The organism is Streptomyces sp. NTD107 (genome assembly GCF_059510435.1).
Window position 1 is genome coordinate 1 of record NZ_JCAJZV010000006.1, and the last position, 17,617, is coordinate 17,617.

At 71.9% G+C, this 17,617-nt stretch carries 14 protein-coding genes; 8 read left to right on the top strand and 6 right to left on the bottom strand.

Annotated elements, in window-relative coordinates; translation table 11 throughout:
• Nucleotides 1–61: 61 nt before the first annotated feature.
• Entirely contained in the window at nt 62–547 is a 486-nt protein-coding gene (locus AC5WRL_RS14070) for a YxiG-like protein (RefSeq protein WP_496088828.1), read from the top strand.
• Nucleotides 548–563: 16 nt separating this feature from the next.
• Here the strand turns inward: AC5WRL_RS14070 and AC5WRL_RS14075 are convergent, their stop codons facing one another.
• Genes AC5WRL_RS14075 through AC5WRL_RS14095 form a run of 5 tightly spaced genes read right to left on the bottom strand, consistent with a single transcriptional unit; the run spans nt 564 to nt 6,002 of the window.
• Nucleotides 564–1,871: a DUF58 domain-containing protein gene (locus AC5WRL_RS14075; RefSeq protein ID WP_496088829.1), complete on the bottom strand. Its 1,308-nt coding sequence runs from the start codon at nt 1,869–1,871 to the stop codon at nt 564–566.
• Entirely contained in the window at nt 1,871–2,839 is a 969-nt protein-coding gene (locus tag AC5WRL_RS14080; RefSeq protein ID WP_496088830.1) for an AAA family ATPase, read from the bottom strand. The genes AC5WRL_RS14075 and AC5WRL_RS14080 overlap by 1 nt, the downstream gene beginning before the upstream one ends.
• A complete protein-coding gene (locus AC5WRL_RS14085) occupies nt 2,836–4,101 on the bottom strand; it encodes a DUF4350 domain-containing protein (RefSeq protein ID WP_496088831.1) in 1,266 nt (421 codons plus the stop codon). The genes AC5WRL_RS14080 and AC5WRL_RS14085 overlap by 4 nt, the downstream gene beginning before the upstream one ends.
• The gene (locus AC5WRL_RS14090; protein ID WP_496088832.1) at nt 4,098–4,739 is read right to left on the bottom strand and encodes a DUF4129 domain-containing protein; all 642 of its coding nucleotides are present in this window, start codon (nt 4,737–4,739) and stop codon (nt 4,098–4,100) included. Before AC5WRL_RS14090 ends, AC5WRL_RS14085 begins: the two co-directional genes overlap by 4 nt.
• 42 nt (nt 4,740–4,781) lie before the next feature.
• Nucleotides 4,782–6,002: a DUF7544 domain-containing protein gene (locus tag AC5WRL_RS14095; RefSeq protein WP_496088833.1), complete on the bottom strand. Its 1,221-nt coding sequence runs from the start codon at nt 6,000–6,002 to the stop codon at nt 4,782–4,784.
• Between the two features lie 194 nt (nt 6,003–6,196).
• On the opposite strand from AC5WRL_RS14095, the gene mtrA reads away from it, so the two are divergent.
• The 6 genes from mtrA to AC5WRL_RS14125 all read left to right on the top strand — a co-directional run bounded on the left by mtrA (nt 6,197) and on the right by AC5WRL_RS14125 (nt 13,187).
• Nucleotides 6,197–6,874, top strand: coding sequence for a two-component system response regulator MtrA (mtrA, locus tag AC5WRL_RS14100; protein WP_496088834.1), 678 nt, complete (start codon nt 6,197–6,199; stop codon nt 6,872–6,874).
• Nucleotide 6,875: 1 nt separating this feature from the next.
• Nucleotides 6,876–8,705: an MtrAB system histidine kinase MtrB gene (mtrB, locus tag AC5WRL_RS14105; RefSeq protein ID WP_496088835.1), complete on the top strand. Its 1,830-nt coding sequence runs from the start codon at nt 6,876–6,878 to the stop codon at nt 8,703–8,705.
• Complete coding sequence (locus AC5WRL_RS14110) at nt 8,695–10,620, top strand: LpqB family beta-propeller domain-containing protein (RefSeq protein ID WP_496088836.1); 1,926 nt, start codon at nt 8,695–8,697, stop codon at nt 10,618–10,620. Before mtrB ends, AC5WRL_RS14110 begins: the two co-directional genes overlap by 11 nt.
• Nucleotides 10,621–10,676: 56 nt before the next feature.
• The gene (locus AC5WRL_RS14115) at nt 10,677–11,417 is read left to right on the top strand and encodes a ComF family protein (RefSeq protein WP_496089149.1); all 741 of its coding nucleotides are present in this window, start codon (nt 10,677–10,679) and stop codon (nt 11,415–11,417) included.
• Between the two features lie 158 nt (nt 11,418–11,575).
• Entirely contained in the window at nt 11,576–12,271 is a 696-nt protein-coding gene (gene hpf / locus AC5WRL_RS14120; RefSeq protein WP_496088837.1) for a ribosome hibernation-promoting factor, HPF/YfiA family, read from the top strand.
• A gap of 160 nt (nt 12,272–12,431) precedes the next feature.
• A complete protein-coding gene (locus tag AC5WRL_RS14125) occupies nt 12,432–13,187 on the top strand; it encodes a response regulator (protein ID WP_496088838.1) in 756 nt (251 codons plus the stop codon).
• 76 nt (nt 13,188–13,263) lie between these two features.
• Here AC5WRL_RS14125 and AC5WRL_RS14130 read toward each other — a convergent pair whose 3' ends face one another.
• Entirely contained in the window at nt 13,264–14,493 is a 1,230-nt protein-coding gene (locus AC5WRL_RS14130) for a winged helix-turn-helix domain-containing protein (protein WP_496088839.1), read from the bottom strand.
• A gap of 123 nt (nt 14,494–14,616) precedes the next feature.
• On the opposite strand from AC5WRL_RS14130, the gene secA reads away from it, so the two are divergent.
• On the top strand, nt 14,617–17,412 hold the full coding sequence (gene secA / locus AC5WRL_RS14135) for a preprotein translocase subunit SecA (protein WP_496088840.1): 2,796 nt from the start codon (nt 14,617–14,619) through the stop codon (nt 17,410–17,412).
• The last annotated feature ends 205 nt before the right edge of the window (nt 17,413–17,617 follow it).

The window sequence follows — 17,617 nt, forward strand, 5'->3', positions numbered from 1 at the left end:
ATGAGTGAGCCCTACCGGGTTATCCGGTAGGGCTTACTTGTGTTGTGGGTATACATAGGGCATGGATATTCAGGCACTTCAGCAGTCGCTCGACGATGTTTTTGATCAGGCCCTGGTGTACCACGGTTTCGTTGACTACATGCGTGACTACGAGGTCATTGTCTACGCCACGGCCGACCCCCGGACCGGGGTTCCGCCGGCCCATCTGCGTTATCTCTTCCGGCACTGCGTGGAGGCCCGCTGCCAGAGCGCTGTCGATCCGGCCGTCTGGCAGGAGTCGCTGGACGACCGGCTCACCGTCGATCCGGCTCTCGACCCTGCTGTGAGCCTCATGGAGGGGTATGTGTGGGGCGTGCGATGGCACGCCCTGTACCCGGGGGCGAGCGTTGTCGCCGATTCGACGGCAGCCGCCCGATGGTCGGGTGTCGTCGGGATTCCGTTTCATGAGGTGTGGATAAGGACCAGCGCCCATGATCTGACGCTGGTCTTCTCCGAGCTGGAGGTCAGCGAGGTGGATCCCGGCTATCGGCCCTTTGCCGTCACCTGATGCGAGCCGGGAAGGCTCAGAGCTTGCCGGCCGCCTTCAGCGACAGGTACGCGTCCGCCACGGCCGGGGGGAGATCCGCCGGAGGAGCTTCGACCACCGTCACCCCGAGTTGGGCCAGCCGGGCCTTGGTGTGGCGGCGTTCCGCCTCGTGCTGGGCAGCAGCCGCCGCCTCGTAGACGGCCTGGGCGGTGCCTCTGGCCTTGCGCATCTCCTCGATGCGCGGGTCGCCGACCGCCGCCACCAGCACCGTGTGGCGCTGGGTCAGCTGCGGGAGGACGGGGAGCAGGCCCATCTCGACGGGGGCGGTGTCCAGGGAGGTGAAGAGCACGATCAGTGAGCGGCGCGGGGCGCCGGCCCGGGCGGCGGTGGCCAGGGCGGTCATGTCGCTCTCCACCAGCGCCGGTTCGAGGGGGGCCAGGGCCTGGACGACGGCCGGCAGGACGTCCTTGCCGGTACGGCCGCGGACCGAGGTACGGGCGCGGCGGTCGAAGGCCAGCAGGTCGACGCGGTCACCGGCCTGGGCGGCCAGCGCCGTCAGCAGCAGGGTGGCGTCCATGGCCGCGTCGAGGCGCGGGATGTCGCCGACCCGGCCGGCCGACGTACGGCCGGTGTCCAGGACCAGCAGCAGATGGCGGTCGCGCTCCGGGCGCCAGGTGCGGACGGCGACCGCCGACTGGCGGGCCGTGGCGCGCCAGTCGATGGAGCGGATGTCGTCGCCGGGGACGTAGTCGCGCAGGCTGTCGAACTCGGTGCCCTCGCCGCGCAGCAGCACGCTGGTGCGGCCGTCGAGTTCGCGCAGCCGGGCCAGCTTGGACGGCAGGTGCTTGCGGCTGGTGAACGGCGGCAGGACCCGTACCGTACCGGGGACGCGGTGGCTGCCCTGGCGGGCGGCCAGGCCGAGCGGGCCGTACGAGCGGATGGTGACCCGGGCCGCCTCGCGGTCGCCGCGGCGGGTGGGGTGCAGCACGGTGGTGACGCGGCGGCGTTCGCCGGCCGGGACCGTCAGGTGGTGGCGGGCCGCCGCGTACTGGGTGCCGGGCTGCCAGCTGCTGGGCGGCCAGGCGTCTCGTACATCCGCCTTCAGCTCGCGGCCGGACGGGTTGGTGACCGTCAGATCGACCGGGGCTTCCTCGCCGAGGCGGATCGAGAGGCGCTCGGGGCGGGACAGCCGGAGGGTGCGGATCGGGGCGGCGCGCAGCAGGTCGTACGCGATGGCGGCCAGCAGCGGCAGGCCCACGGCGGCGATGCCGGCCCAGCCGGGCAGCAGGCCGGCGATCAGCGCGCCGAGGGCGGCGATGAGGGCGGTGCGGCCGGTCAGTGCCATCAGCGGGGGACCGGGACGTGGGTGAGCAGGCCGGTGATGACGGTGTCGGCGGTGATGCCTTCCATCTCGCTCTCCGGGCGCAGCCGGACGCGGTGCCGCAGGGTGGGCAGGGCGAGGGCCTTGACGTCGTCGGGGATGACGAAGGCGCGTCCGGACAGCCAGGCCCAGGCGCGGGCGGTGGAGAGCAGGGCCTTGGCGCCGCGCGGGGAGACGCCGAGGGCGAGGGAGGGGGAGGTGCGGGTGGCGTGGCAGAGGTCGACGACGTAGCCGCTGATCTCGGGGGAGACGGCGACCCCCGCGACCTCTTCGCGGGCGGCGGCGAGATCGGCCGGTCCCGCTACGGTGCGGATGCCGGCGGCGGCGAGGTCGCGGGGGTCGAAGCCGGCGGCGTGCCGGTTGAGGACGTCGATCTCCTGCTCGCGGGTGGGGAGCGGGAGGGTGAGCTTGAGGAGGAAGCGGTCGAGCTGGGCTTCGGGGAGGGGGTAGGTGCCTTCGTACTCGACGGGGTTCTGGGTGGCGGCGACCATGAAGGGTTCGGGGAGCGGGCGGGGGGTGCCGTCGACGGAGACCTGGCGTTCTTCCATGGCTTCCAGGAGGGATGCCTGGGTCTTGGGCGGGGTGCGGTTGATCTCGTCGGCGAGGAGGAGGTTGGTGAAGACGGGCCCGGCCTGGAAGGAGAATTCGGCGCTGCGGGTGTCGTAGACGAGCGAGCCGGTGATGTCGGAGGGCATCAGGTCGGGGGTGAACTGGACGCGCTTGGTGTCGAGTTCGAGGGCGGTGGCGAGGGTTTTCACCAGCAGGGTCTTGGCGACGCCGGGGACGCCTTCGAGGAGGACGTGGCCCTTGCAGAGCAGGGCGACGACGAGGCCGGTGACGGCGGCGTCCTGGCCGACGACGGCCTTGCCGATCTCGCCGCGCAGGGCTTCCAGGGCGGTGCGGGGGGAGGACAGGGAGGACGGGGTGGTCACTGGCTCGGGTCCTTCGGGGTGTTGGGGTTGCTGGGCGTGTCCGGGGTGAGGCCGGCTTCCAGGGTGTCGAGGTCGTCGGCGAGTTGGACGAGGGCCGGGTCGTCGGGGGGTGGCGGGCCGAAGAGGAGGGTGTGGAGGTCTGCGGAGTGCATGCCGGTGTGGGCGGCCAGTGCGTGGATGAGGGTTTCGGGGGTGTGGGCGGCGGCGTGGGCGACGCCGGCGCGGGGTGCGAGGCGGGTGCGGGCGGCGGTGCGCAGGGCTTCGGCGGCGCGGTCGCGGGTGCCGTTGCGGTGGTAGAGGCGGGCGCGGCCCTCGGTGGTTTCGGCGGCGCGTACCGAGATGGGGAGCCGTTCGGTGAGGACGGGGCCCAGGCGTCGGCCGCGCCAGAAGGCGGTGAGGGCGGCGGCGATGGCGAGTTGGAGGGCGGCCCAGCGCCAGCCGGGGGCCATGAGGTCGGTGAGGCTGCGTTCGTCGGCGGTGCCGGGGGCTTCGGCTCCGGTGGGCAGGTACCAGATGAGGTGGTCGCGGGCGCCGAGGAGTTGCAGGGCGAGGGAGGCGTTGCCGTACGCGTCGAGGTTCTGGTTGTAGAGGAGGTCGGGGGCGCCGAGCAGCACGGTTTCGGTGGGGGCGCCGGCGTGGTGGGTGACGAGGGTGGGCAGCCCGGGGGCGTACGGGTAGCAGGCCGCGGCGGCGGTGGCCCGGTCGGTGTCGGGTGGCAGGAGGTAGCCGTGGCCGCCGAGTTGGGCGCTGCCGGCCCGGTCGGTGAGGTCGGTGGTGCAGCCGGGGTCGAGTTCGCCGGTGGGGACGTACGGGATGGCCTCGATGCCGGGGGTGAACGCGGCGGTGGTGTCGGGGCCGGCGCCGGCCAGGACCGTACGGGTGCCGGTGCGGAGGGTTTCGCGGCGCAGGGCGGCGCGGCGTTCGGGGGTGAGGGCTTCGGGGCGGGTGATGAGGAGGGTGGCGGCGGGCCAGTCGTTGCGGTCGAGCCGGTCCAGTTCGGCGAGGGCTTCGTCGGCGGTGGTGACCAGGGTGATGTCGATGCCGTGGTCGGTGAGGAGTTGGGCGAGGGCGCGGCTGCCGTGCGGGGTGGCGGATTCGGGGTGCAGGGTGCCGTTGTCGCCGGTGCGGAGCAGGGCGAGGACGAGGCCGGTGATGAGGAGGGCGGCGGCGGCGATGAGCAGGCCCCGGCCGCTTCGCCACAGTCGGCGGGCGTCGGGGGAGACGGAGGTGCCGGGTCCGGTGGCGGTTTCGGTGGCGGTCATCGGGGGGCTCCGGTGAGGTCGGGCTTGGTACGGAGCACCGTCTGGTCCAGGTCGCGGAGTTCGTGGTGGTCGGTGGGGGTGGCGTGGCGGTCGCCGTAGGTGATGGCGTCGAAGGTGGTGGCGGCGGTGCGCAGCCGGGTGGCGAGGGTGGGCATGACGCGGGCGGCTTCGGCTGCGGCCTCGTCGGCGGTGCGGCCGGGGCGGGTGTCGAGGAGGGCGCGTTCTTCGAGGGAGCGGACGAGGGCGCGCAGTTGTTCCTGGACGGCTTGGTCCCACTGGCCGAGCTGGGCGTGCCGGTTGGCGGCGGCGCGGTGTTCGGCGGCGGTGCGGGGGCGGTCGTGGAAGAGGGTGCCGGTGGCGGCGGCGCGGGCGGTGCGCAGGGCGCCGAGGCGCAGTCGCAGGGCGATGAGGAGGCCGGTGACGACGAGGGCGATGATGAGCAGTCCGAGCCAGCCGCCGGGGGCGTGGAAGGCGACGGAGTCGAGGGCGCCGAATATCTGGTCGATGACCCAGTTGAAGACGCGGCGGACGAGGCCGGGTTGGTGTTCGGCGTATATCTGCTTGGACAGTTCGCGTGTCGCCGCTTCGCGGGCGGCGTCGCGGTCGATGGTGAGTGGTGGCTCCGTACTGGTGATCATGTTGGTGTTCCCCCCGTGGCCCTGGCCGCCCCCCGCATGGTGTCAGTTGCCCGGCTGCGGGGCGATGCCGGCGGCGCGGGCCAGCTCCAGGTCGAGGGCTTCGCGGCGGATGCGCAGGTCGATGTAGAGCAGGGCGGTGACGCCGGCGCCGATGGGGAGGGTGACGGCGGAGGCCAGGACGGCGCCGATGCCGGAGATCAGCAGGTAGGTCCAGGTCAGGTCGGTGAGGGAGCCGCTGAGGAAGCTGTCGAGGCTGCCGTCGGAGCCGACGATTTCGGCGATGACGGTGAAGGGGAATTCGAGCATGCCGCCGACGATGGCGATGAGCACGGTGACGAGGAGCTGGATGCCGAAGACGCGCCACCAGGAGTTGCTGACGAGCTTGTAGGAGCGGCTGAGGGCGGTGAAGACGCCTTGGCGTTCCAGCATCAGGGTGGGGGCGGCGAGGGAGAGGCGTACCCACAGCCAGACGGCGAGGATGACGCCGCCGAGCATGCCGACGATGGCCAGGGCGGGGCTGTTGAGCCAGATGCCGAGGAGGACGGGGCCGATGATGGCGGCGGCGATGATGAGGAAGGTCAGCAGGGTGAGGCCGAGGAGCCGGTGCAGCTGGCGGCGGGAGTCGTCCCAGGCTTCGCCGAGGGTGACGCCGCGGCCCAGGACGGCGCGGCTGACGACGATGGTGAGCATGGCGGTGGCCAGCACGGAGCCGATGAGCATGGCGATGCCGGCGACGGCGGTGAAGGAGCCGATGTCGAGGAGACCGTCGCGTACTTCCTCGGTGGTGGGGTTGGGGTTGTTCTCCAGGGCGGCGATGCCTGAGCTTTCGGAGAACCACAGTTTCATCGCGATGCTGGAGAGCAGCTGCATGGTGATGGCGATGCCGAGGGAGATGGTCAGGACGGTGCGCCAGTGGGCGCGGGCGGTGGAGACGGCGCCGTCGAGGATCTCGCCGAGGCCGAGCGGGCGCAGTGGGATGACGCCGGGTTTGGCGGCGTACTCCTTGGAGCCCCAGGCGGGGGGCGGGGTGCCCCAGCCGGCGGGGGGCTGCTGGCCGTAACCTGGCTGTTGTCCGTGGCCGGGGTGCTGGCCGTACGTGCCGGGGCCGCCCTGGGGCGGGACGCCGGGGCCGGCCGTCCAGCCCTGCGGCTGCTGCGGCTGCTGCGGCTGGTGTTGTGGCTGCGCGGGGGCCGTGGTGCTGCGGTCCGGGTCGTGCTCGGGCGGCTGGGAGCCGGGCGAGGTCCAGCCTGGCGCGTCACTCACGGCTTCTGTACTCCTACGCTCGTATCGCTGGTGCTTGTTGTTTCAACGGGATCCGGGTGCACATCGTGCCATGACGGGTCTGATGGGTGTACGGGCTGTGGTACTTCCCGTACCCGGGGCGCCATGCGCTCGCTCGGGATGTGTTACAGATCACGTTCGGGGAAGTCACGATCAGGGGATGGGATGATGAAGGCATGAAGGGACGCGTACTCGTCGTCGATGACGACACCGCGCTGGCGGAGATGCTCGGCATCGTGCTGCGCGGCGAGGGGTTCGAACCGTCGTTCGTGGCAGATGGCGACAAGGCGCTGGCGGCCTTCCGGGAGATCAAGCCGGATCTGGTGCTGCTCGACCTGATGCTGCCCGGGCGGGACGGCATCGAGGTGTGCAGGCTGATCCGCGGCGAGTCCGGGGTGCCGATCGTCATGCTCACCGCCAAGAGCGACACGGTGGATGTGGTGGTCGGCCTGGAGTCCGGGGCGGACGACTACATCGTCAAGCCGTTCAAGCCCAAGGAGCTGGTGGCACGGATCCGGGCCCGGCTGCGCCGCTCGGAGGAGCCGGCGCCCGAGCAGCTGGCCATCGGCGATCTGGTGATCGATGTGGCCGGGCACTCGGTGAAGCGGGGCGGTGCCGCGATCTCGCTGACGCCGCTGGAGTTCGATCTGCTGGTGGCGCTGGCGCGCAAGCCGTGGCAGGTCTTCACCCGTGAGGTGCTGCTTGAGCAGGTGTGGGGGTACCGGCACGCGGCCGATACGCGGCTGGTGAACGTGCACGTGCAGCGGCTGCGTTCCAAGGTCGAGAGGGACCCGGAGCGGCCGGAGATCGTCGTGACGGTGCGGGGGGTCGGTTACAAGGCCGGATCCAGCTGAGGTGAGCGGCGTCCGGCAGTGGCGGCGTGGATCCCGGCTGCTCCCCCAAGGGGCGACGAGCGGCCGGGCCCAGCCCGCGATACGGATATTCGGCCGGTGGGCGCGTGGCCCGCTGCTGCCGGTGCTGCGGCTTTGGCGGCGCAATATCCAGCTGCGGGTGGTGGCGACCACGCTGCTGATGTCGGTGGCGGTGGTGCTGGTGCTGGGCATCGTCGTGATGGGGCAGGTGCGCAACGGGCTGCTTGAGGCCAAGCGGCAGACGGCGCTCAGCCAGGCGGACGGCGGGTTCGCGGTGGCGGAGGATCTGGCGGGCAGCGCGCACGACACCTCGGATCCGGTGCCCGGTCAGTCGGCGACCGATCCGGGGTCGTGGATGACGGGGATCGTGGAGCAGCTGGCCTCCGGCGGCCAGGGGGTCTACTCGGTGGTGGCGCTCAGCTCTCAGCTGTCGTCGACGCCGTTCACGGGGGAGAGCGGCCCGGCGCTGCGCGGGCCGCGGGCCTCGGCGGACATCCGGCCCGAGGAGAGCATTCCGGCGGAGCTGCGGCAGGCGCTGGACCGGGATCCGGCGACCCACCGGCAGTACGGGACGATCGTGCGCCCGGACGGCAGCGCGGAGTCGGCGCTGATCGTGGGGCGGCGGCTGACGGACAACGAGGGCGGCCAGTACCAGCTGTACTACCTTTTCCCGTTCACGCAGGAGGAGAAGTCGCTCAGCCTGGTGATGGGGACCATCGCGACCGCCGGGATCTTCCTGGTGGTGCTGCTGGGCGCGATCGCCTGGGTGGTGGTGCGGCAGGTGGTGACGCCGGTGCGGATGGCGGCCGGGATCGCGGAGCGGCTGGCGGCCGGCCGGCTCAAGGAGCGGATGAAGGTCAGCGGTGAGGACGACATCGCACGTCTTGGCGAGTCGTTCAACAAGATGGCGCGCAATCTCCAGGTGAAGATCTCCCAGCTGGAGGAGCTGTCCCGGATGCAGCGGCGATTTGTCTCGGATGTGTCGCACGAGCTGCGTACTCCGCTGACCACGGTGCGGATGGCGGCCGAGGTCATCCATGAGGCGCGCGAGGAGTTCGACCCGGTCACGGCGCGTTCGGCCGAGCTGCTGCTGGGGCAGGTGGAGCGGTTCGAGTCGCTGCTGGCGGATCTGCTGGAGATCAGCAGGTTCGACGCGGGCGCGGCCAGCCTGGAGGCGGACCACAGCGATCTGCGCGATGTGGTGCACCGGGTGGTGGAGGCCGCCGAGCCGCTGGCGGAGCGCAAGGGCAGCGCGCTGTTGGTGCGCGGGGCCGAGCGGCCGGTGATCGCCGAGGTGGACGCGCGGCGGATCGAGCGGGTGCTGCGCAATCTGGTGGTCAACGCCATCGAGCACGGTGAGGGCCGCGATGTGGTGATCCGGCTCGCGGAGGGCGGGGACGGTACGGCGGTGGCGCTGGCGGTGCGCGATTACGGCATCGGGCTGGGGGAGGGCGAGGCGGAGCGGGTGTTCAACCGGTTCTGGCGGGCCGATCCGGCGCGGGCGCGTACCACCGGTGGTACGGGGCTCGGTCTGTCGATCGCGGTGGAGGACGCCCGGCTGCACGGCGGGCGGCTTGAGGCGTGGGGCGAGCCGGGTGGGGGCGCGCAGTTCCGGCTGACGCTGCCGAAGGTGGCGGGCGGGGTGCTGCGGGGTTCGCCGCTGCCGCTGGAGCCGGCGGACGCGCGGCGGCGGGTGCTGACGTCGATTCCGGCGCAGGGCCGGGGCGGTGCCGGAGGTGCCGGCGGTGCCGGTGGTGCCGGGGCGGGGCAGGCGCCGGCGACGGTGGAGGAGGACAGTGGCCGTGGCAGGTGAGCGGTGGCGTGGCGGGGTGAAGTCGGTGGGGCTGCTGCTGGCCGGCGGGATGCTGGTCGGCGGCTGCGCGGCGATGCCCTCCAGCGGGCCGGTGCAGCGGGTGGACGCGTCGGACCGGGCGGAGAACGAGTCGCCGGTGCGGATCTTCGGGGTGTCGCCGCAGGAGAACGCGACCCAGCAGCAGATCGTGCGTGGCTTTCTGGAGGCGATCACCAGCGATGAGGCGCAGTTCGACACGGCGCGGGAGTATCTGACGGCGGAGCGGCGCGAGGAGTGGGATCCGTTCGCGAGCACCACGGTGCTGGCCGCGGGTTTCCAGCTCATCAGCCGGGTGCCGGACGGGGAGGCGCCGGTCACCGTCACCGAAAGCGGCAGCGGCAGTGGCAGTGGCAGTGGAACCGGCACCGACGCCGACAGCGACGAGTCGGCCACGCAGTCGGCCGTCGCCGAGACGGCGGTGGTCGATGTGGGTGGCTCGCTGCTGGCGACCGTGGACGCGGCGCACGGTTACACGCCCCAGGAGGGCGACTACCGGGAGGCGTTCCGGCTCAAGCGGGTCGAGGGCGAGTGGCGGATCGACGATCTGCCGGACGGCCTGGTCATGGGCGAGGCCGATTTCCAGCGCAACTACCACTCCGTCAACACGTTCTATTACGCGGACTGGGGTCCGGAGGCGGGCAAGGCCGGCGAGAGCGGCAAGGCGCTGGTCGCCGACCCCATCTACGTACGCTGGCGCATCGACCCGGTCGGCGAGGCCGTCACCGAACTGCTCGCCGGGCCCGGCGAGTGGCTGGCCCCGGTGGTCAGAACCGAGTTCCCGCAGGAGGTCGGTCTGGTCCCGGAGCGCAACGCCATCTCCATGGACTCCGGGGTGCTCACGGTGGCGCTCACCGGCGTCGACCCCGGGCTGAACCCCGCGCGCTGCGAACTGATGGGCGCCCAGCTGCTGCACACCGTGCAGGCGCAGTCCTCGGGCGAGGTCTCCGAGGTCCGGCTGACCGACCCGGAGGGCTCCCGGCTGTGCGCGCTCTCCCGCGCCGAGGCCAAGACCCTGGCCCCCGGGCTGCTGGACGCGCGCTCGGGCAGCTCGTACTTCCTGGACGAGGAGGACCGGCTCATGACGGTCCCCGATGTGGACGCCGAGCCGCAGGCGGTCACCGGGGCGCTCGGGCAGGGCGGGCTGCCGCTGCGCGAGGCGGCCGTCAGCCGTGACGAGACCCTGGCGGCCGGCATCACCGAGGACGGCGCCGGGCTGCTGGTCACCGAGATGTGGGGCACCGACCCGGCGCCCGAGCCGCTGTGGCTGAGCCAGGCACAGGGCCCCGACGCCGGTCTGTCCCGGCCCAGCTGGGACGGGCTCGGCGATCTGTGGGTCGCCGACCGCGATCCGGCCAACCCCCGGCTGCTGCGGCTGTCGGGCGGGGTGGGCACCGCGCAGGAGATCCCGGTGCCCGACCTGCCGGCCGGGCAGCACATCGACTCCGTACGGGTGGCCTCGGACGGGGTGCGCATCGCGATGCTGCTCGCCGGGGACGACGGCACCGCCACGCTGTGGCTGGGGCGTATCCACCGGGCCAGCGCCGGGGAGGCCGTCGAGGTCTCGGTCCAGGGGCTGCGCGCGGTGACCCCGGTGCTGGAGAAGGTCACGGCGGCCTCGTGGGCCGGGGTGAGCCGGCTGGTCGTCGTGGGACGCCCGGCGGACGGCGTGGAGCAGTTGCAGTACCTGGCCACCGACGGCTCGCCGGCCAGCACCTCCAACATGCCGGGCCTCAACGATGTGACCGGGGTGGCGGCGGCCGAGAACGACTCGCTGCCGCTGCTGGCCGAGACCAGCGCCGGCATCGTACGGCTCCAGGACCGCGGCCAGTGGAAGCTGGTGACCGATCGGGGCTCCGCACCGTTCTACCCGGGGTAGGGGCCCGTCACGGGCCCGTTCCCCGGTGCTGGTGGTCGTGGTGGTGGTGACGCGTGTTGCGGGTCTGGTGGCGCGAGATGGGGGACCTGGTGCTGCCGGCCGGCTGCGCGGGGTGCGGCGGGCCGCGCACGCTGCTGTGCGTGCCGTGCCGCTCGCTGCTGTACGGAGCGGGGGCGGGGACCGGGGCCGGGGCCGGGGCGCGCCGGGTGCGTCCGGTGCCGGAGCCGGCCGGGCTGCCTGCGGTGTACGCGGCGGTGGAGTACGCGGGCCCGCCCCGGTCCGTCCTGCTGGCCCACAAGGAACGCGGGTCGCTGTCGCTGGCCGCGCCGCTTGGCCGGGCGCTGGCGCTGAGCGTAAGCGCGGCCCGGGCGCACGGCGACAGCACGGTGGGGCGGGCCGGGGGCGAGGTGCTGGCGCTGGTGCCGGTGCCCTCGGCACGGGCCGCGCGGGCGCGGCGCGGGCATGATCCGGTGCGCCGGATGGCGGTGGCGGCGGCGGCCAGGCTGCGCCGCGAGGGGGTGGCGGTGCGGGTGCTGCCGGTGCTGCGGCAGCGGCGGCCGGTGGCCGATCAGGCGGGCCTGGGGGCGGAGGCACGCAGGGCCAATCTGGCGGGCGCGCTGAGCGCGGAGGGTGGCCGGGTGCTGGCTGCCGGTGGTCCGGTGGTGCTGGTTGATGACGTGGTGACCACGGGTGCGTCGCTTGCCGAGGCGGCGCGTGCGGTACGGGCGGCGGGTGGCCGGCTGCTGGGTGCGGCGGTGGTGGCGGGGACACGGAGTGCCGGGCAGGAACGCGGGTAGGGATCTACGCGTTGGTAGGGGTGCCGAAGATGGGCCATTGGAGGTACTTTCGAAACAAGGCGTGGTGGTGCGAACCACCGTAAAAAGTGCATATTCGTTCTGTACCAAGGGGGCCGCTCCGCCGGCGCAGGCGGGGCGATCCGGGAACGGAGTTCTGCGTGGACATCGTCGTCAAGGGCCGCAAGACGGAGGTACCGGAGCGATTCCGGAGGCACGTGGCCGAGAAGCTGAAGCTGGACCGGATCCAGAAGTTCGACGGCAAAGTGACCAGCCTCGACGTGGAAGTGTCCAAGGAGCACAATCCGCGCCAGGCAGACCGCTCCGACCGGGTGGAGATCACGCTGCGCCACCGCGGGCCCGTGGTCCGCGCGGAGGCGTCGGCGACCGATCCCTACGGTGCGCTCGACCTGGCCGTCGAGAAGCTGGAAGCCCGGTTGCGCAAGCAGCACGACAAGCGCAAGTGCCGTCGTGGCAAGGGCCGTATCCCCGCCAGTGAGGTGGGTGACGCCGTGCGCGACGCCGCTGTGATCAACGAGGAGGGCGAGTTCGGCGCCGGCCCCGGGGAGCCGGAGCCCGCGGTGGCGGTCCGCCGGGTCGGCTCGATCGAGGTGCAGGGCGACGGACCGCTCGTCGTCCGGGAGAAGACCCACACCGCCGCCCCCATGTCGCTGGAACAGGCGCTGGAGGAGATGGAGCTGGTGGGGCACGACTTCTATCTGTTCGTCGACATCGACACGAAGCAGCCCAGCGTTGTCTACCGGCGGCACGGGTATGACTACGGCGTGATCCACCTTGAGGGTGATCCGCTGGCGGAGCGGGCCCCGGCCGGCGCGGGAGCCGCGCTGGGCGGCTAGCCGCTGCCGCCGCGGCCGTGTTGGCCGGTGACGGGCGCCCCTTGGCCGGATCATGGACCCGGCGGGGGCGCCCGCCATGGAATCATGGGCCTGCCAACTGGCATACGGTGGCCATCCGTTGTCCGGTGGGCGGTACCGGCCTGTGCAGGGGGATTCGACGATGGTGGACGGCTTCGGGCCCGTGATGCCCCGCACCGGCGCGGAGCTGTCGCGGCGGGAAGCGCCGGACGGCGGGCCGCCCGGGCGGCCGGAGCCCATCCGGGTGCTGGTGGTGGACGATCACGAGCTGTTCCGGCGGGGCCTGGAGATCGTGCTCGCGCAGGAGGAGGACATCCAGGTCATCGGGGAGGCCGGGGACGGCGCGGAGGCGGTGGAGAAGGCCGCCGATCTGCTGCCGGACATCGTGCTGATGGATGTGCGGATGCCGCGGCGCGGCGGGATCGAGGCGTGCACCTCGATCAAGGAGGTCGCCCCCAGCGCGCGGATCATCATGCTGACGATCAGCGACGAGGAGGCGGACCTCTATGACGCGATCAAGGCCGGGGCCACCGGCTATCTGCTGAAGGAGATCTCCACCGACGAGGTGACCGCCGCGATCCGGGCGGTGGCGGACGGCCAGTCGCAGATCAGCCCGTCGATGGCGGCGAAGCTGCTGACCGAGTTCAAGTCGATGATCCAGCGCACCGACGAGCGGCGGCTGGTGCCCGCGCCCCGGCTCACCGACCGGGAGCTTGAGGTGCTGAAGCTGGTGGCCACCGGCAAGAACAACCGGGACATCGCCAAGGCGCTGTTCATCTCGGAGAACACCGTGAAGAACCATGTGCGCAACATCCTGGAGAAGCTTCAGCTGCACTCCAGGATGGAGGCCGTGGTGTACGCGATGCGGGAGAAGATCCTGGACCTGGAGACGGGTTAGCGGCGGCCCGGCAGCCCGGCAGCCCGGCAGCCCGGCGGCGCGGCAGTCAGCGGTAGGCGGCCCGGCAGCCCGGCGGTCAGCGGTAGGCGGCCCGGAAGGCGTCGGCCACCTCGCGCTCCAGCGGGGCGCGCAGTTCGGCCGGGGTGACGCGCTCGACCCGTACGGTGTCGGCGCCCACCCAGGACGCCGCCTCCACCAGGGCTTCGGCCATCGCCGGGACGGCCTTGGCGGCGCGCTGTGCCGGTCCCTCGAAGGCCGTGTGCCGGGCGATGAGCGCCGAGCCCTCGCGGGCCGGGTCCACCCGGCCCAGCAGCTTGCCGCCGGACAGCAGCGGCATGGCGAAGTAGCCGTAGACCCGGCGTGGCCTGGGCACGTACGCCTCAAGCCGGTGCACGAAGCCGAACATCCGCTCGGTGCGGGCACGGTCCCAGATCAGGGAGTCGAACGGGGACAGCAGCGTCGTACGGTGCCGGCCGCGTGGCGGGCTCGCCAGCGCCGCCGGGTCGGCCCAGACCCGGTCCCGGTCCCGGCCGCTGTCGCCGCCCCCGCGCGCGGAGCCCCAGCCGGCCACGGTGACCTCCACCAGACCGGTGTCCTCGATGACGGAGGCGACCTGGGCGGCCTTGAGCCGGTGGTAGTCGGCCAGATCGGCCTGGGTGGCCACCCCCAGCGCGGCGCCCGCCTGGGCCACCAGCCGGCGCAGACAGGCGGCGTCGTCCAGGTCGTCGTGCAGCAGCGCGTCCGGCACGGCCCGCTCGGCCAGGTCGTACACCCGCTTCCAGCCGCGCCGCTCCACACACACCACCTCCCCGAACATCAGTGCCCGCTCGACGGCGACCTTGGCGTCGCTCCAGTCCCACCACGGGCCGCCGTTCTTGGCCCCGCCCAGCTCGGTGGCCGTCAGCGGCCCCTCCGCCCGCAGCTGGTCGATGACCCGCTCGTACACGCCCTCGCCCAGCGCGTGGTACCAGGACTCGCGGGCCCGGAAGGCGCGGCGCCGGAAGGCGAACAGCGGCCACTCCTCGATCGGCAGCACACAGGCCGCGTGCGACCAGTATTCGAACGAGGCGCCGCCCGACCAGTACGCCTCCTCCACCGCCTCCCGGCCGACCGCGCCGAGCCGGGCGTACGGCAGCAGCTCGTGCGAGCGCGCCAGCACCGAGATGGTGTCCAGCTGGACCTGCCCGAGGTGCCGCAGCACCCCGCGCACCCCCGCGCGGCGGTCGGGGGAGCCCAGCAGCCCCTGGGCGCGCAGCGCGATCCGGCGGGCCTCGTCGGTGGTCAGACGCATGGCGGGAACAGTCATGGGGGCGATCGTAGGGCCGACCACTGACAGCCGCGTCGGCGCTCGCATACCATGGCCGGTGCGGCGGGGCCATTCTCGCTGTGCCCGCGACCCAGCAGGCCCGACCCAAGGAGACCAGCCCTCGTGTCCGTCTTCAACAAGCTCATGCGTGCAGGCGAAGGCAAGATCCTGCGCAAGCTGCACCGCATCGCCGCTCAGGTGAATTCCATTGAAGAGGACTTCCTTGATCTCTCCGACGCGGAGCTGCGGGCGCTGACCGACGAGTACAAGGAGCGTATCGCCGAGGGCGAATCGCTCGACGATCTGCTGCCGGAGGCGTTCGCCACGGTCCGGGAGGCCGCCAAGCGCGTCCTCGGGCAGCGTCACTACGACGTGCAGCTGATGGGTGGCGCCGCGCTGCACCTGGGCTATGTCGCGGAGATGAAGACCGGTGAGGGCAAGACGCTGGTCGGCACGCTGCCCACGTATCTGAACGCGCTGTCCGGCCAGGGCGTGCACCTGATCACCACCAACGACTACCTGGCCCAGCGTGACTCGGAGTGGATGGGCCGTGTCCACCGCTTCCTGGGGCTTGAGGTCGGCTGCATCACCGCGGGCATGACCCCGGCGCAGCGGCGCGCGCAGTACGCGTGCGACATCACCTACGGCACCAACAACGAGTTCGGCTTCGACTATCTGCGCGACAACATGGCGTGGTCGAAGGACGAGCTGGTGCAGCGCGGCCACAACTTCGCCGTGGTGGACGAGGTCGACTCGATCCTCATCGACGAGGCGCGTACCCCGCTGATCATCTCCGGCCCGGCGGACCAGGCCACGAAGTGGTACGGGGACTTCGCCAAGCTGGTCAAGCGGCTGGAGAAGGGCGAGGCGGCGCAGCCCACCCGGCAGATCGCCGAGACCGGCGACTACGACGTGGACGAGAAGAAGCGCACGGTCGCCATCCATGACGCCGGGGTGGCGAAGGTCGAGGACTGGCTGGGCATCGACAACCTGTACGAGTCGGTGAACACTCCGCTGGTCGGCTATCTGAACAACGCGATCAAGGCCAAGGAGCTCTACAAGAACGACAAGGACTACGTCGTCATCGACGGCGAGGTCGTGATCGTCGACGAGCACACCGGCCGTATCCTCGCGGGCCGCCGCTACAACGAGGGCATGCACCAGGCGATCGAGGCCAAGGAGGGGGTGAAGATCAAGGACGAGAACCAGACGCTCGCCAAGATCACCCTCCAGAACTACTTCCGGCTGTACAGCAAGCTGTCCGGGATGACCGGTACGGCGATGACCGAGGCCGCCGAGTTCCACCAGATCTACAAGCTGGGTGTGGTGCCGATCCCCACCAACCGGGGCATGGCGCGGCGCGACCAGGCGGATCTGATCTACCGCACCGAGGTCGCCAAGTTCAACGCGGTGGTCGAGGACATCGTGGAGAAGCACCGCACCGGGCAGCCGGTGCTGGTGGGCACCACGTCCGTGGAGAAGTCGGAGTACCTGTCGCAGCAGCTGAACAAGCGCGGCGTGCGGCACGAGGTGCTCAACGCGAAGAACCACGAGCGGGAGGCGGCGATCGTCGCCAAGGCCGGCCGCAAGGCGGCGGTGACGGTGGCCACCAACATGGCCGGCCGTGGCACCGACATCAAGCTGGGCGGCAACCCGGACGACATCGCCGAGGCCGAGCTGCGCAAGAAGGGCCTGGACCCGGCCGAGCACGTCGAGGAGTGGGCGGCGGCGCTGCCGCAGGCGCTGGAGCGGGCCGAGAAGGCGGTGGAGGACGAGTTCGTCGAGGTCAAGGAGCTGGGCGGGCTGTACGTCCTGGGCACCGAGCGGCACGAGTCGCGGCGCATCGACAACCAGCTGCGCGGCCGGTCGGGGCGGCAGGGGGACCCGGGGGAGTCGCGGTTCTATCTGTCGCTGGGCGATGACCTGATGCGGCTGTTCAAGGCGCAGATGGTGGAGCGGGTCATGGCGATGGCCAATGTGCCCGACGATGTGCCGATCGAGAACAAGATGGTGACGCGGGCGATCGCGTCCGCGCAGGGCCAGGTCGAGCAGCAGAACTTCGAGATCCGCAAGAACGTTCTGAAGTACGACGAGGTGCTGAACCGGCAGCGCGAGGTCATCTACAGCGAGCGGCGCCGGGTGCTGGAGGGCGAGGACCTGCACGAGCAGATCCAGTTCTTCATGGACGACACGATCGACGCGTATGTGCAGGCGGAGACCGTGGAGGGGTTCGCCGAGGAATGGGACATGGACCGGCTGTGGGGCGCGTTCAAGCAGCTCTACCCGGTGAAGACCACGGTGGAGGACCTGGAGGAGGAGGCGGGCGGCCGGGACGGGCTGACGCCGGAGTTCATCGCGGAGTCCATCAAGGCGGACGTCCACAAGCAGTACGACGCCCGGGAGGAGGAGCTGGGCGCCGAGGTGATGCGGGAGCTGGAGCGGCGCGTGGTGCTGTCCGTGCTGGACCGCAAGTGGCGTGAGCACCTGTACGAGATGGACTACCTCCAGGAGGGCATCGGGCTGCGCGCGATGGCGCAGCGGGACCCGGTGGTGGAGTTCCAGCGCGAGGGCTTCGACATGTTCACGGCCATGATGGACGGGATCAAGGAGGAGTCGGTCGGCTATCTGTTCAACCTGGAGGTCCAGGTGGAGCGGAAGGTCGAGCAGGTCCCGGTGCAGGCGGCGGCCCCGGGTGGTGCCGCGCCGGGCGGGCCGGTGGGCCAGGCGGTGCCGAAGATCCTGGCGAAGGGCCTGGAGGCCCCGAAGCGGGCGGATCGGCTGCACCTGTCGGCCCCGTCGGTGGACGGGGAGGGCGGCGTCGTGGAGAGCGATGTCGTGGCCGACGGCGACCAGGCGACGACAGGCGGCCGGGCCGACCGCAGGAAGGCCCAGAAGGGCGGCCGGCGCCGCAAGAAGTAACGCGACACCGCTCGCCGCGGCGGGTAGCGGCGAGTGGGGCCCCGGAGGGGCGGTGCGACCCGGCTTTTCAGCCGGCTCGCACCGCCCCTCCGGGCTTTCGCGGTCGAACGCCCGGCCGGGGATGACGGCCGAGGCAGGGGATTGACGGCCCGGCCGTGCCGCCTCGGAACAGAGGGGTGACATGGGGTACACCGAACAATTCGCT

Excerpts from the sequence above, each read along its gene's own strand:
- mtrA (WP_496088834.1), top strand. The coding sequence starts at position 6,197 with ATGAAGGGACGCGTACTCGTCGTCGATGACGACACCGCGCTGGCGGAG.
- AC5WRL_RS14070 (WP_496088828.1), top strand. The coding sequence starts at position 62 with ATGGATATTCAGGCACTTCAGCAGTCGCTCGACGATGTTTTTGATCAG.
- AC5WRL_RS14130 (WP_496088839.1), bottom strand. The coding sequence starts at position 14,493 with ATGACTGTTCCCGCCATGCGTCTGACCACCGACGAGGCCCGCCGGATC.
- AC5WRL_RS14075 (WP_496088829.1), bottom strand. The coding sequence starts at position 1,871 with ATGGCACTGACCGGCCGCACCGCCCTCATCGCCGCCCTCGGCGCGCTG.
- AC5WRL_RS14125 (WP_496088838.1), top strand. The coding sequence starts at position 12,432 with ATGGTGGACGGCTTCGGGCCCGTGATGCCCCGCACCGGCGCGGAGCTG.
- AC5WRL_RS14090 (WP_496088832.1), bottom strand. The coding sequence starts at position 4,739 with ATGATCACCAGTACGGAGCCACCACTCACCATCGACCGCGACGCCGCC.
- AC5WRL_RS14085 (WP_496088831.1), bottom strand. The coding sequence starts at position 4,101 with ATGACCGCCACCGAAACCGCCACCGGACCCGGCACCTCCGTCTCCCCC.